At 56.0% G+C, this 14,040-nt stretch carries 11 protein-coding genes; 9 read left to right on the forward strand and 2 right to left on the reverse strand.

Features of this window, described 5'->3' with window-relative positions; translation table 11 throughout:
• Window positions 1-44 precede the first annotated feature (44 nt).
• Complete coding sequence (locus ACDI13_RS11605; protein ID WP_372372447.1) at window positions 45-1,592, forward strand: methyl-accepting chemotaxis protein; 1,548 nt, start codon at window positions 45-47, stop codon at window positions 1,590-1,592.
• Window positions 1,593-1,700: 108 nt separating this feature from the next.
• A complete protein-coding gene (locus ACDI13_RS11610) occupies window positions 1,701-3,278 on the forward strand; it encodes an alpha/beta hydrolase-fold protein (RefSeq protein WP_316989300.1) in 1,578 nt (525 codons plus the stop codon).
• A 460-nt stretch (window positions 3,279-3,738) separates the two neighbouring features.
• Here the strand turns inward: ACDI13_RS11610 and ACDI13_RS11615 are convergent, their stop codons facing one another.
• Window positions 3,739-4,767: an IS110 family transposase gene (locus ACDI13_RS11615; protein ID WP_372372445.1), complete on the reverse strand. Its 1,029-nt coding sequence runs from the start codon at window positions 4,765-4,767 to the stop codon at window positions 3,739-3,741.
• A 117-nt stretch (window positions 4,768-4,884) separates the two neighbouring features.
• Here ACDI13_RS11615 and ACDI13_RS11620 point away from each other — a divergent pair, with 117 nt between their 5' ends.
• Window positions 4,885-5,880, forward strand: a complete 996-nt coding sequence (locus tag ACDI13_RS11620; protein ID WP_372372462.1) for a GGDEF domain-containing protein — start codon at window positions 4,885-4,887, stop codon at window positions 5,878-5,880.
• Between the two features lie 55 nt (window positions 5,881-5,935).
• Here the strand turns inward: ACDI13_RS11620 and rpe are convergent, their stop codons facing one another.
• Window positions 5,936-6,631: a ribulose-phosphate 3-epimerase gene (gene rpe / locus ACDI13_RS11625; protein ID WP_094195354.1), complete on the reverse strand. Its 696-nt coding sequence runs from the start codon at window positions 6,629-6,631 to the stop codon at window positions 5,936-5,938.
• A 117-nt stretch (window positions 6,632-6,748) separates the two neighbouring features.
• Between rpe and apaG the strand changes: the two genes are divergently transcribed.
• The 6 genes from apaG (at window position 6,749) to ACDI13_RS11655 (ending at window position 14,035) form a co-directional block, all read left to right on the forward strand.
• Window positions 6,749-7,123, forward strand: a complete 375-nt coding sequence (gene apaG / locus ACDI13_RS11630) for a Co2+/Mg2+ efflux protein ApaG (RefSeq protein WP_094195355.1) — start codon at window positions 6,749-6,751, stop codon at window positions 7,121-7,123.
• A 15-nt stretch (window positions 7,124-7,138) separates the two neighbouring features.
• Window positions 7,139-8,434, forward strand: a complete 1,296-nt coding sequence (locus tag ACDI13_RS11635) for a murein transglycosylase A (RefSeq protein ID WP_316989305.1) — start codon at window positions 7,139-7,141, stop codon at window positions 8,432-8,434.
• Complete coding sequence (locus tag ACDI13_RS11640; RefSeq protein ID WP_316989304.1) at window positions 8,431-9,624, forward strand: FAD-dependent monooxygenase; 1,194 nt, start codon at window positions 8,431-8,433, stop codon at window positions 9,622-9,624. Before ACDI13_RS11635 ends, ACDI13_RS11640 begins: the two co-directional genes overlap by 4 nt.
• Before the next feature lie 39 nt (window positions 9,625-9,663).
• The gene (locus ACDI13_RS11645; protein ID WP_316989303.1) at window positions 9,664-10,395 is read left to right on the forward strand and encodes a DsbC family protein; all 732 of its coding nucleotides are present in this window, start codon (window positions 9,664-9,666) and stop codon (window positions 10,393-10,395) included.
• A gap of 312 nt (window positions 10,396-10,707) precedes the next feature.
• Window positions 10,708-12,324, forward strand: a complete 1,617-nt coding sequence (locus ACDI13_RS11650) for an EAL domain-containing protein (RefSeq protein ID WP_316989302.1) — start codon at window positions 10,708-10,710, stop codon at window positions 12,322-12,324.
• Window positions 12,325-12,487: 163 nt separating this feature from the next.
• On the forward strand, window positions 12,488-14,035 hold the full coding sequence (locus tag ACDI13_RS11655; RefSeq protein WP_372372447.1) for a methyl-accepting chemotaxis protein: 1,548 nt from the start codon (window positions 12,488-12,490) through the stop codon (window positions 14,033-14,035).
• The last annotated feature ends 5 nt before the right edge of the window (window positions 14,036-14,040 follow it).

Here is a 14,040-nt window from a genome sequence, read left to right on the forward strand (position 1 = left end):
TTTTGCATACCTGGGACCTGTCTTTTCAGCGTTGCTCGGGGAATATGATGCGTTTGGGTTTGAAACAGAAATTGTGGTTACCATTGATCTTGGGCTTGACGGCTTTGGCGGCGGTTTTTGCGTTTGTGAACTATCAGCTCTATCAGGCACAGATGCAAGAGCGAAAAAGTAGTTTGCAGCATATCGTCAATATTGCCGTAAACATTACGCAGGACTACCAGCAACTGGTCAGCAAAGGCGTCCTTAGCAAGGACGAGGCGCAAAAACAGGCACTGCAACGCATCGGCAGTATCCGCTTTGGACAGGAAGGTTACGTGTCGGTGTTATCCACTGACGTCGTGTCCATTATGAACCCCACCCGACCGGATCTCGATGGTCAGGACGTCAGCGCCGTGGTCGATAGTAATGGCGTACACCCTTTTGCCGAAATGAGCCGTATTGCTCGTGATGATGGCGAAGGGTTTCTGGAGTACCACTGGCCCAAACTTACCGACAAGAGTAATGCTCCCAAACTGGCCTATGGTAAAGGGGTGGCCCAGTGGGACTGGGTGCTGACCTCGGGTGTGTATATCGACAATATCAAGGCCAGTTTTCAGAGCAACCTGCTGAGCTCCTCGGTGGTGTTTTTGTTGATTATTGTGTTGGTGTCGGCAGTTACCGTGTTTCTTGCGCGGCAGATTCTTGCTGAGCTGGGTGCTGAACCCACCGTTTTGCATGGCGCTGCCCAAGCCATTGCTGATGGTGACTTGCGGGTTGCTCATTCTCTGCGTTCGATTCCAGACAATAGCGTGATGGCGTCCCTCGAGCAGATGCGTTTGAAGTTGAATGACGTTATGCACACCTTGCAGCACAGCAGCGCAGTGATTGCAGACGATACCTCGCAACTGTCCGTGGGCAATCTGGAGCTGTCCAGTCGCACCACTCAACAGGCTGCGGCCTTGCAGGAAACAGCGTCGGCCATGGAAGAGATGACGGGCACAGTGCGCATGAGCGAAGAAAATGCCATGCGAGCCGAGGAGGTCTCCAGCCAAGTGCAGAAAACCGCTCAGCATGGTGGTCAGATGGTCAGTGAGCTGGTGGATCGCATGGATGCGATTCGTGACTCCAGCAGCAAGGTGGCAGACATTACGACGGTGATTAACTCGATTGCTTTCCAGACCAATATTCTGGCCTTGAATGCGGCTGTGGAAGCAGCACGGGCCGGTGAGCAAGGTCGAGGCTTTGCAGTGGTAGCCGGTGAAGTGCGTGCCTTGGCGCAGCGCACCACGGCCTCTGCTCAGGAGATTGCTCAATTGGTGGAGGCGTCTTCCGACAGTACTCGGGAAGGGGCGAAGTTGATGGGACAGGTGGGCGAGGTGATCGACGAGATGGTCACTGGCAGTTCGCAAGTGATGACGATTGTGCATGAGATTGCCGCTTCTACCCGTGAGCAAACGATTGGTATCGAGCAAATTAATGTGGCCGTTGGGCAGTTGGATTCAGCCACCCAACAAAACGCGGAGATGGTGAATCAGGTGGCACACACCTCCAGCGAGTTGCAGGACCAGGTGCAAGAGCTGGATCGTTTGATTCAGGCTTTCCGCCTGGAGTGATAAATGGCGATATCTCGCATTAGCCAAGGGGGCGCTGATTATTTTTGATCGTATACTGCTTCTTGGTACTGGGATTGTCCTGCGGCAAACCGGCGTTTAGGAGGATGTATGTTGCGCGCACCTGTTGTTGCTGTATTGATGGTGGGAATGTTTGGGTCGGCTTGGGCGGCTACGCTGCCCTCAGCGCAGGGTGAGGTTCAGGCGCACGAACATCATGAACGCATACTGAGTTTGCAGCACAATGATCTGGTGCAAGGCAGTTGGCAGCACAGTGGTGATGTGGCGCTGGAATTGTTCGGCCCGGATGGCCAGGCGATTCGTCACTGGGCGGATGAGCCGGGACGGGATGGTTCTTTTGGTTTTATTGCCAGTACAGCAGGCGAGTATCGTTTGCGTGTGCTGGGGCAGGGTGAGTATCAGTGGCAGGTGAAATCCGTCACAGCGCCGCAAACGCCCGTTCAGGCCGAGCCTTTGCAAGGTGATGTGATCCGCCAGTGGAGCATGCGTTTGCGGGCGGGTGAGTCGTCTCGCGGTTTCTGGGACTATGTGCAACGTGTAGGTTCACCTTTGGTGGAACGCTACAGCAATACGCATGATCGCGTCACGTTTGTCTGGCGCGGTGCCCGAAACGAGGTTCGTCTGCATGGTGGGCCCTTCTCGTATAGCGATCGTATGCATCGCTTGGGTGAGTCTGATATCTGGTATATCACCTACGATTTGCCGCGTGATGCCCGCTTTGCCTATCGCATGGCACCGGATGTGCCTTATGTAGGCCAGAATCTGGCACGTGAAGTGTTGCGTGCGGCCTTGCAGCGGGACCCGCTTAATTCCAGGGCGCTGCCGGAGAACAGCAAGGATCTGTTCGATGGCGAGTCGGTCTTGCGTTTGACGCAGGCACCGGCCCAGGTGGTGAGTCTGGAGTCGCAACAGTTGGGACAGGGGCAATGGCGTACGGAACGCCTGCCCAGCGAGGCTTTGGGTGTGGAGCGGCAGGTGCAGATTTATCAGCCTGCTGGCACTCGAGCCCAGGACATTGATCACACCTTGATTTTGTTTGATGGCCGTGACTATCGGGATTTGGCGCGCGCGCCCGCCATGCTGGATTCCTTGATTGCGCAGGGGCGCGTGGAGCCTATGTGGTTAGTCCTGGTGGACAACCCGGGCATGGCGGAGCGGGCACGGGAGTTGCCGCCGAATGAGGCTTATATCCAGTTTCTGGACACGGAGCTGATGCCTTGGTTGCAGGCCCAAGGGGTGCAGTCGGCAGCGGACAAGACGGCGATTGGCGGTTCCAGCTATGGGGGTTTGGCGGCCATGCATGCGGCTTGGCGTTTGCCGCAGTGGTTTGGCAATGTTTTGAGTATGTCCGGCTCGTTTTGGTGGGCTCCCGCTGGCCAGGCGCGTGGGCAGTGGCTGACGCGGCAGATGGCGGATTCGCCTGCTGTGCCGGTGAAGATTTATATGAGCGCCGGGGTGTTTGAGTCCTCAGGCTCCAGCCGGGATGTCAGCCTGGTGCAGGCTAATCGCCATTTGGATGATGTGCTGCGGGCCCGGGGGTATGACGTGCGTTACGTGGAAAGTGCGACGGCGCATGATTTCGTGGCGTGGAGGGATGCGTTGGCGCTGGGGCTGGAGCATTTGTTTGGGGTTGAACATGAAGAGGCTCCGGCTGAGCGGAAGAGGTAGCTGCAGTTGGGCTTATAGGCGGTGAGGTACGGGCTACAGACGGGCTCAGGAGTCTGGACCGGGGGGCTGTTCGAGTCGGGGCAGGCTCCGGCTGGGCTGAGCACTTGCTGGTGCTGCGCACCGGTGCCCTGGTCAAGAGAGAGCGACGGGCGCATCCTGAACTCGCCGGGTACTTGGTCCCCCGTACATGGACGCCCCTGTTTTGCCAAGCACTCACTTCATGTTGGACAGTGGGTCGAGATTGCACCCGTACATTCGGACTTGATTGCCGCGTCAGCGGCGGTCCCTGATGGGTTTTGCTGGTTGGTGCCTCAATCGGACCAGCGCACTGCGTTGTGCCTGGGGGACATCGGGTTTAACCAACCACGGTCTGACCTATCTTGCCATCATGTCGTGCTTGCCTGAGCAATCGGGGGAAGGGTTAATAGTGGTTTTTAAAGGGGAGCTCAGTTCAGCCTGACTATGAGCCGTCAGGCGTATAGTCAGGCTGGAAGGTTCGTTGATTGGCCAGTAACGCCCAGACGATACGGGCATTTTTGTTGGCTAATGCAACCGCCGCTACGTTGGTGTGAGATCGCTGCAAGAGTCGTTGTAGCCAACCGGTGGGCTCTGCGGCTTGCCGCGCACGATAGATTACCGCTCGAGCGCCATGAATTAACAAGGTACGCAGATATTGATCTCCTCGTTTGCTGATTCCCAGGAGCACGGACTTGCCACCACTGGAGTGCTGCTTGGGCACTAAGCCTAGCCACGCGGCTAACTGTCGGCCATTGGTGAAGTTTTTGGCATCGCCGATCGTGGCAACCAAGGCACTGGCGGTGATCGGGCCAATGCCCGCAATTTTCTCAAGTCGGCAGCTCGCTTCATTGGCCTTATGCCAGGCTTTAATCTGCCGCTCCAACTCATGGACCTGTTTATCCAGTTCTTTTAAGTGATCCAGGAGCCGGAGTATGAGTAATCGAAATGAGCCTGTCAGCTCCTGATTCGCCTGCTCGAGTAGCGCAGGGACACGTGTATGCAGGTGAGAGATTCCCTGTGGGACGATCAGCCCGAACTCAGCCAGCAATCCGCGGATCTGATTGGCCTGTGCGGTCCGTGCCCGTACGAACCCTTGTCGAGCCCGGTGCAAGGCCAAGACGGACTGTTGTTCGATATTTTTGATCGGTACAAACCGCATGTTAGGCCGAGCCACTGCCTCGCAGATGGCTTCGGCATCAGCAGCATCGTTCTTGTTGGTTTTAACGTAGGGTTTAACAAACTGAGGGGCAATCAAGCGTACGGTATGTCCGAACGATTCTAATTTACGGGCCCAATGATGCGCACTGCCACATGCTTCCATGCCAATAAGGCAGACCGGTAAGGTAGCGAAGAACGTGGCCATCTGGTCGCGTTTGAGCTGTTTTCTTAATACGGTTTGGCCTTGTTCATCAACGCCGTGCAGTTGAAAAACGTGCTTTGCCAGATCGATACCCAGTGTCGTAATCTTCATGATGGACGCCTCGCTCGGTTCAAGTGGTTGGTGCTACGCCCACTTTGGCACATAGGATGCCGGTGCGGGTAGGGGCGTCCATCCCATTGGACCAAGTACAAGCGCCNGCGGGACTCCATGAGTGTACGGCGTTTGCTGCGTGCGGCGCCGGCTGTCCCGGATCACACCCCGACCAATCGCGTGTATGAGCTCTTTCAAAGCCGTCCTGATGTGAGCGCGGTGGCTTTGTTGCGGGGCGACAGGCCGACGGGGATCTTGCGTCGTAGTCAGCTTTACGATCAGTTGGCACGTCCTTATCACCGCGAGCTGTATGGCAACAAGCCATGTTCCTTGTTTATTGAAACGCCGCCATTGATTGTGGACTGTGATACCAGTTTGCTGGAGCTGGGCACCTTGATGACGCAGGGTGAGGGCGAGGCATTGAGCGATGGGTTCATCATTACGGGGGCGGATGAGTATTTGGGCTTGGGCTCCAGTGTGGAACTGATGCGTGAAATTACGCAGATTCAGATCATGACGGCCCGCTATGCCAACCCACTGACGCAATTGCCGGGCAATGTGCCTATTGATGAGCATATTGAGGGCCTGCTGCGTAATCGTCAGAGCTTTGCCGTATGTTACGCAGACCTGGACCATTTCAAACCCTATAACGACTTGTACGGTTATCGCAAAGGAGATGAGTTACTGCGTTCTATGGCAGAGCTCTTTACTCGATATGCCGTTGCTCGCATGGATTTTGTCGGCCATGTGGGGGGAGATGACTTTATTCTGGTGTTTACCAGCCCGGACTGGGCTGTGCGCTGCCAAGGTATTTTGGACGAGCTGGAGAAAGAACTGGAGTCCTTGTATCGAATGGAGCACCGGCAAGCAGGCGGTTACTTGGCTGAAAACCGCCAGGGCGTGCTGGTGTTTCACCCGCTTGTGAGCCTGTCTTTAGGTGTTGTGACGGTTGATGAGCCCGATTTGTATTCGGGCTCTTTAATTGCAGAGCTGGCGACCTCCGCCAAGGCGCAGGCCAAACGCGTGCAGGGCAACGCCTTGTTTGTGGAGCGTCGGCGACCAGACAATACATTGCAGCAGGGCTGTTACAGTCGCGCTACGATGTTGCAGTAGATGAGGCAGCAAGGGTTTGCCGCGGCCCTGCCTGTTGGCGGGCCGGATACCGTACTTAAGCTTGTTCTGCCAAAGCGATTTGAGCACGCATGTCGCGAATGACCTGAGCATAGTCAGGCTGGCCAAAAATAGCCGAACCGGCCACAAAGGTATCGGCACCGGCAGCACGAATGGCGCCGATATTGTCCACTTTCACGCCACCATCAATTTGCAGCAGAATGGGCTGGCCGCCTTCTGCGGTCCAGGCATCAATGCGGGCGCGGGCCTGACGCAGCTTGTCCATGGCACTGGGAATGAAGGCCTGGCCACCAAAGCCGGGGTTCACGGACATCAGCAAGACCAGGTCCAGCTTGTCCATCAAGTGATCCATCCAGTTCAGCGGGGTGGCCGGGTTGAATACCAGGCCGGCCTTACAGCCGTGGTCACGGATCAGCGATAGGGTGCGATCCACGTGGCGCGAGGCTTCGGGGTGAAAACTGATGTAATCGGCACCGGCTTTGGCAAATTCGGGGATCAGTGCGTCTACGGGTTCCACCATCAGGTGTACGTCGATGGGGGCGGTGGTGTGGGGGCGCAGCGCGGCACAGACCATGGGACCGAAAGTCAGGTTCGGTACAAAGTGGTTGTCCATGATGTCGCAATGAACCCAGTCGGCGCCGGCGGCAATGACATTGCGGACTTCTTCTCCCAGGCGGGCGAAGTCAGCCGATAAAATACTGGGAGCGATACGTGTGGTGCTGGCTTGGGACATAATAGGTGCCGTAAAGATTAGACATCACGAAAATCGTGGCCGTATGTCATCATTATAGTTTCAAGCGGGGGGCTGTGCAGCGCCCCGTATTTGTACAGCCGTAACCTGGAATCCATCATGAAGCCTGACGATATTGAGGTGCAAATCACGCCCCAGTACCTGCCTGAGCAATCCGAACCCGAGAGCAATCAATACGTTTTTGCCTATACCGTACGGATTACCAACAATGGACAGCAGACGGCCCAGATTATCAGTCGTCACTGGATCATTACAGACGACAATCAGCAGGTTCAGGAAGTGCGTGGCCTGGGCGTTGTGGGCCAACAGCCGGTGCTGGCTCCAGGCGAGACCTTTGAGTACACCAGTGGCTGTCCCCTGAATACACCGTTTGGCACCATGCGTGGCAGCTATCAATGTGTGGGTGAAAATGGTGTGCCTTTTGAGGTTCTCATTCAGGAGTTCATCCTTTCCTCCCCCCGTACCTTGCACTAAGGGCCAAACCCAGCCATGAAGTTAATTTATTGCGTGCCAGCCGTACTGCTGGCATTAAGCGCCTGTTCAAGCACGCCTGTGGATCAGGGCTCTTCGTCAACGGCTCCGGGCACCGCAGACAGTGGTTCTGATATCGCCTTGCAGCCTTTGCAGGTGCCGTCCTTGTCGGCTCTGCCGGACACCCCGGCGCGAACACTGGCGGGGCGCTACCAGGCGGTGAACTGGTCCACCTTGCCGGGTTGGCAGGCAGATTCGTTGGATCACGTCTGGAAAGGCTTTATCAATAATTGCAAAGGCTTGATGCGCCCGGTCAGCGGCTCGCTGGCCATGCCTGCGCGTGCCAATCCCCGTGCCTGGCAACCCGTGTGTCAGGCAGCGGCGTCGGCAGGTCTGAATGCCGACACCACAGACACAGCCGCTGTGCGTGATTTCCTGCAGCAGCAACTACAGCCCTGGCGTTTGCTGACTGGCGATGGCAAGGTGGCTCAGAATACGGTCACGGGTTATTACGAGCCGTTGCTCAAGGCCTCGCGTACACGTAGCTCCAGCTATCAATGGCCGCTTTTCGCTGCACCGGATGATTTGTTGACGATTGATCTGGGTAGCTTGTATCCCGAGCTGGCTGGCAAGCGTATTCGCGGCAAGCAAGTGGGTAAACGCATTGTGCCTTACGACACACGCGAGCAGATTGTCTCCAGGCAGGATCGGCAGCCGCCCGTGATCGTGTATGCAGAAGATCCGGTAGAGGGCTTTTTCTTGCAGATCCAAGGCTCGGGTCGTGCGGTCTTGCCCGATGGCAGCGCCGTGCGACTGGCTTATGCCGATCATAACGGTCGTCCCTATGCGTCGGTGGGCCAATGGTTGGCCAAGCAAGGTGAGATGCCTTTGGCGCAAACCTCCATGCAAAACATCAAAGCCTGGGCCAAGCGCAACCCGCATCGCGTTCAGGAAATGATGAATGTCAATACGGCCATGGTGTTCTTCCGTGAAGAGGCTATTGTGGACCCGGAACTGGGGCCTAAAGGCGCCTATGGCATTCCCTTGATTGGTCTACGCTCCGTTGCCGTTGACCCTACTTATGTGCCGTTGGGCACACCGGTGTACCTGGCCACTTCGCAGCCTGCCACTAAGCAGCCTTTGCAGCGGCTGGTCTTTGCCCAGGACACGGGGGCGGCCATCAAGGGACCGGCACGTACCGACTTGTACTGGGGAACGGGAGATCAGGCTGGTGCGCAGGCCGGGCGCATGAAGCAGCAAGGTCAAATGTGGCTGTTGTGGCCACGTCAGGCAGGAGCACCGAGCGCACGATGAGCAAAGAACGGATTGTGGTGTGTGGCGGGGCCTTGGCCGGGATGGCCAGTGCCCTGGGTTTACGCAAGGCGGGGTTTGATGTCAGCATCTTGTCGCCCGCTTACAAGCCTATGGCGCTGGCGGCGGGACAATATCACCCCCGTGTCTATGCCGTCTCAGTTGCCAGCCAGAACTTTCTGGCGCAGTTGGGTGCCTGGAACTTGATGTCGACCCAGCGTATTTCGCCGGTGCAAGCCATGGAAGTCCATGGTGATGGCGGTGCTTGCCTGAATTTGCATGCCTGGCAGGATGCGCAGGATTATTTGGCCTGGATCGTTGAATCCGGCCAGATGGAGCAGGCACTGTATCAGGCGCTGCAAGTGTTTGGTGTGCCCTGGATTGAAGACCGCTTTGAGCGTCTGGAAGGCCATACCATCGTTACCGCCGGGCAAAAGCGTATCAGTGCCGATTTGTTTGTGGGTGCCGATGGTGCTCGGTCTGGCCTGCGCTCTGCTGCCGGTATTGAGCATCAGGGGCGTGAGTATGGGGACGCTGGTTTGGTGGCTCACTTCAACGTAGAGCGATCGCACCAGCAAGTCGCCCTGCAGTGGTTTACCGGCGATTCGATTCTGGCCCTGTTGCCTATACCGGATGTGGATGGCAAAGCGCAAGTTTCCATGGTCTGGTCCGTGCCGCAAGCACAGGCAGACAAGGTACTGGCTATGCCTTCAGATGAGCAGGCGCAGTATCTGCAAAACAGTGTGTTCTCCCTATCCAATGGCCGTTTGGGGCAGCTCAGTTTGCGCAGTCCTGTATATGGTTTCCCTTTGACTTTTGAGCGTAGCGGCCTGGTGTCGCCCGGCGTGGCCTTGGTCGGTGATGCGGCGCATCGCGTGCATCCCTTGGCCGGTCAGGGCTTGAATCTGGGCCTGGGCGATATCGAGGCCCTGATCAAGGTTTTGTCCGAGCGCGGTCCGCATTATTCGGTTGGGGATATGCGTGTGCTCAATCGCTACAAGCGCGCTCGCGCTGAGCCGATTGCGGCCATGCGGGCTGCCACGGATGGCTTGTACCGTCTGTTTGCAGCGCCGGGAGCACCGGCCTCCATGTTGCGCAATGCCGGCATGCAAGTGGTAGACCGCCTGCCTTGGGTTAAACGTCGTCTGATTGCGCATGCGGCTGGAATCAAGCCAGGCGCACTTTTGTTCTAAGGCCGCTAGAGTCTTGTTGATTAGCAAAGGAAGTACATCATGATGTTGCATCTTCGTTCTGTCTTGGCCCTGGCGCTTTGGTCGCTGTGCGGCCTGGTCCAGGCGGCCAGCCCCAGCAAAATAGACGCTCGGTTCGAGGCCACACGCCAGGCGTTTGAAGCCGTTTTCCCGGGTGTGACGGTGGATGGCATTCGCGCCACACCGTTTCCCAATCTGCTGGAAGTGGAGGTCGGCGGAACCTTGCTTTATACCGATCCACAGGCCAACTTCGTAATGCAGGGGTCTTTATTGGATAGTAAAAACCGAATTGATTTGACCGAGCAGCGCATGCAGGAGCTCAGCCGTGTTTCACTGAATGACTTACCACTGGATAAGGCCATTAAGTTGGTGAAAGGCGATGGTAGTCGCCACATGGTGATTTTTGAAGATCCCAATTGTGGTTATTGCAAACGTCTGCATACAACGTTGCAGGAGATCGACAATGTTACGGTTTATAGCCTGATGTTCCCCATTCTGGGCCCCGATAGCCGCCGGAAAGCCGAGGATATCTGGTGCGCACAGAACCCAGCTAAAACCTTGAGTGAGTGGATGGGGGATGGGGTCCGGCCCGAGAAAGCCTCGTGTGAGCATCCCTTGGATCAGATACAGGCTGCTGGGCAGAAGCTGCGCATTCGAGCCACACCAGCGATTTATTTTGCCGATGGCAGTCGTGTGGATGGTTGGTTACCCGCTGCCCAGTTGCAGTCGCGCTTGGACGCTGCTGCCCAGTAAGTATTCTGGCTGGTCTTGAGCTAGAGCAACCCGCTTTCGAGCGGGTTTTTTATGCCCGTGTGTTATGAAAACTATAATTATTTGCTCTGTGGGTATTTTAAAAAAACAGTATTGGAAAATAATCCTGATCACTTTCAGAGGGTAAGACGGGCATTGTTTTGAAGACAAAAAATTTCAAAAGCCACATTTGACCATTCTTTACTTTGTGCTCTGTACCCTAGAAGTGATAATTCCAACTATTGATAAAAAATAGTATTGTCGGCCTGCGCTTGGTTCATCGCTGCACTGACAATAATTAAATAGTAGGCGCTTATGGAACATGCACGCTGCGTGTTGATCGTTTTGGAAGAAGGCGAGGGCTTGCATTACTGGCAGGAGCAATTGCGGGTTTTCGGTACCAAGACAAGCGTTGTCAGATCCTTGGAGCAGGTAGCCGAGGCACGCCTGAGTCAGGCTGATTTGTTGCTGTTCCCCGTCGAGGCGGGCTACGTGCCGTTAATGGTGGCCAAATTGCGCAATGACTTCGGCTCTTTGGGCGTTGTGGCCGTTCAGTCCGGTTTGTCTGCCAGTGCGCGAGTACAACTGTTGCTGACGGGGGCAGATGCCTGTCTGGCTTTGGATGTGCAAGCTCCCGAGCTGATGGCCTGGTGTCATGCTGTGCGCCGCCGGAATGTTTATGCGGCTGTGGATGCCTCCCAGGCCGCGCACGAGACTCAGGATCATAGCGGGCAGCAGGAATGGGTCTTGCGAGACAAGGGCTGGACGCTGGTGGCTCCCAATGGTGTCGGCCTGGAGCTGACGCATAGCGAGCGTCAATTAATGGATGCATTTATACGGCATGCCGATGCCCGTTTCAGCCGTGAAGACCTGATGCGCGACAAGGGATTGGCTGCCAGCGACAGCCGTGCCGTGGATTCTTTGATCAGCCGTTTGCGCCGCAAGGCCAGCCAGGCGGGTGTGGCCTTGCCGATCAAGTCGGTGCATGGCTGGGGCTATACCTTTACGGGTAAATTAACCGCCCAGCAAGAGCCGCAAGATACCGAAATTATGGAGTTTTACGCCCCGCGAATCGAGCAAGAAGCGGCCCAGCCTACGCAGATGGAGCTGCTGCGTGCCTTGGAAACGCTGGATGTGCTCGATCTCCAGGCCAGCGAAGCACTGTCTTTTTCTTATCAGTTGCGTGTGTCCACGAGTACGGGTCAGTACAGTGGTGTGGATGCTCAGGTGTTCTGGACAGCGCCTACCGGCCTGCGTTTGTCCTCGGATCTGGTGCTGCGTCATATGCCGGACTTGATTCGCCGCCAGGCTTTGTGTGAATGGATGCTGCGCACCTTGATGGCCGATGTGCGTCGTTGGTGGCAGGAGTATTCGCTGCGTGCCAGCCATATTGGCCTGAAACTGCCTGTCGATATGCTGCTTCCCATCTATAAGCACATGCCTGCTATGTTGCGTCAGTTTGAATTGCAGCCTTGCTGCGTGGAGCTGGATTTGTTCAGCGACGAGGAGCTGGAAGAAACGCCGGAACTGTTCCAGGCCCTGCAGTTCCTGAAGGAGCAGGACTTTCAGGTCTGGCTGACGAGTACTGATATTGAAAACAACAGGCTCAACCGTTTGCGCGGCTGGCCGATCCGTGGCGTTAAGCTGGAGGCGGAGGTCATTCAGCGCGCATGCCGTGAGCCCACGTTCAAGGCTTTGCTGGAGACCGGATGCCATTTGCTGAGCGAGCAAGGTTTTGAGGTTGTCATTAAAGGTGTAGATAACCTGGAGCAGCGTGATCTGGCTTTGGGGCTGGAGTTGGGGCATTATCAGGGCCGTTTGACCTCGGAGCTAATGTCCGAAGACGGTTTCTTGCTGACGCTAGCCAGCAGTGAGCCTTCTTTTGCCCAAGGTCACGAAGCCTCCCGACGCTTGAGCGGGAGTGTTTTGTAAGCTGCCTTAGTATTAATTATCTCTATGTGTAACTTTGCTTAAGTATTTTAAGCCCGAGGCCGTTACCCAGCTTGTTCGATGGGGCCCCCTGGCAGGCCGACCGCTTTGACACGGTCGGCTTTTGCATACCTGGGACCTGTCTTTTCAGCGTTGCTCGGGGAATATGATGCGTTTGGGTTTGAAACAGAAATTGTGGTTACCATTGATCTTGGGCTTGACGGCTTTGGCGGCGGTTTTTGCGTTTGTGAACTATCAGCTCTATCAGGCACAGATGCAAGAGCGAAAAAGTAGTTTGCAGCATATCGTCAATATTGCCGTAAACATTACGCAGGACTACCAGCAACTGGTCAGCAAAGGCGTCCTTAGCAAGGACGAGGCGCAAAAACAGGCACTGCAACGCATCGGCAGTATCCGCTTTGGACAGGAAGGTTACGTGTCGGTGTTATCCACTGACGTCGTGTCCATTATGAACCCCACCCGACCGGATCTCGATGGTCAGGACGTCAGCGCCGTGGTCGATAGTAATGGCGTACACCCTTTTGCCGAAATGAGCCGTATTGCTCGTGATGATGGCGAAGGGTTTCTGGAGTACCACTGGCCCAAACTTACCGACAAGAGTAATGCTCCCAAACTGGCCTATGGTAAAGGGGTGGCCCAGTGGGACTGGGTGCTGACCTCGGGTGTGTATATCGACAATATCAAGGCCAGTTTTCAGAGCAACCTGCTGAGCTCCTCGGTGGTGTTTTTGTTGATTATTGTGTTGGTGTCGGCAGTTACCGTGTTTCTTGCGCGGCAGATTCTTGCTGAGCTGGGTGCTGAACCCACCGTTTTGCATGGCGCTGCCCAAGCCATTGCTGATGGTGACTTGCGGGTTGCTCATTCTCTGCGTTCGATTCCAGACAATAGCGTGATGGCGTCCCTCGAGCAGATGCGTTTGAAGTTGAATGACGTTATGCACACCTTGCAGCACAGCAGCGCAGTGATTGCAGACGATACCTCGCAACTGTCCGTGGGCAATCTGGAGCTGTCCAGTCGCACCACTCAACAGGCTGCGGCCTTGCAGGAAACAGCGTCGGCCATGGAAGAGATGACGGGCACAGTGCGCATGAGCGAAGAAAATGCCATGCGAGCCGAGGAGGTCTCCAGCCAAGTGCAGAAAACCGCTCAGCATGGTGGTCAGATGGTCAGTGAGCTGGTGGATCGCATGGATGCGATTCGTGACTCCAGCAGCAAGGTGGCAGACATTACGACGGTGATTAACTCGATTGCTTTCCAGACCAATATTCTGGCCTTGAATGCGGCTGTGGAAGCAGCACGGGCCGGTGAGCAAGGTCGAGGCTTTGCAGTGGTAGCCGGTGAAGTGCGTGCCTTGGCGCAGCGCACCACGGCCTCTGCTCAGGAGATTGCTCAATTGGTGGAGGCGTCTTCCGACAGTACTCGGGAAGGGGCGAAGTTGATGGGACAGGTGGGCGAGGTGATCGACGAGATGGTCACTGGCAGTTCGCAAGTGATGACGATTGTGCATGAGATTGCCGCTTCTACCCGTGAGCAAACGATTGGTATCGAGCAAATTAATGTGGCCGTTGGGCAGTTGGATTCAGCCACCCAACAAAACGCGGAGATGGTGAATCAGGTGGCACACACCTCCAGCGAGTTGCAGGACCAGGTGCAAGAGCTGGATCGTTTGATTCAGGCTTTCCGCCTGGAGTGATAAAT

It is taken from the genome of Alcaligenes faecalis, from assembly GCF_041521385.1.
In the GTDB taxonomy this organism is placed as follows: domain Bacteria; phylum Pseudomonadota; class Gammaproteobacteria; order Burkholderiales; family Burkholderiaceae_B; genus Alcaligenes; species Alcaligenes faecalis_E.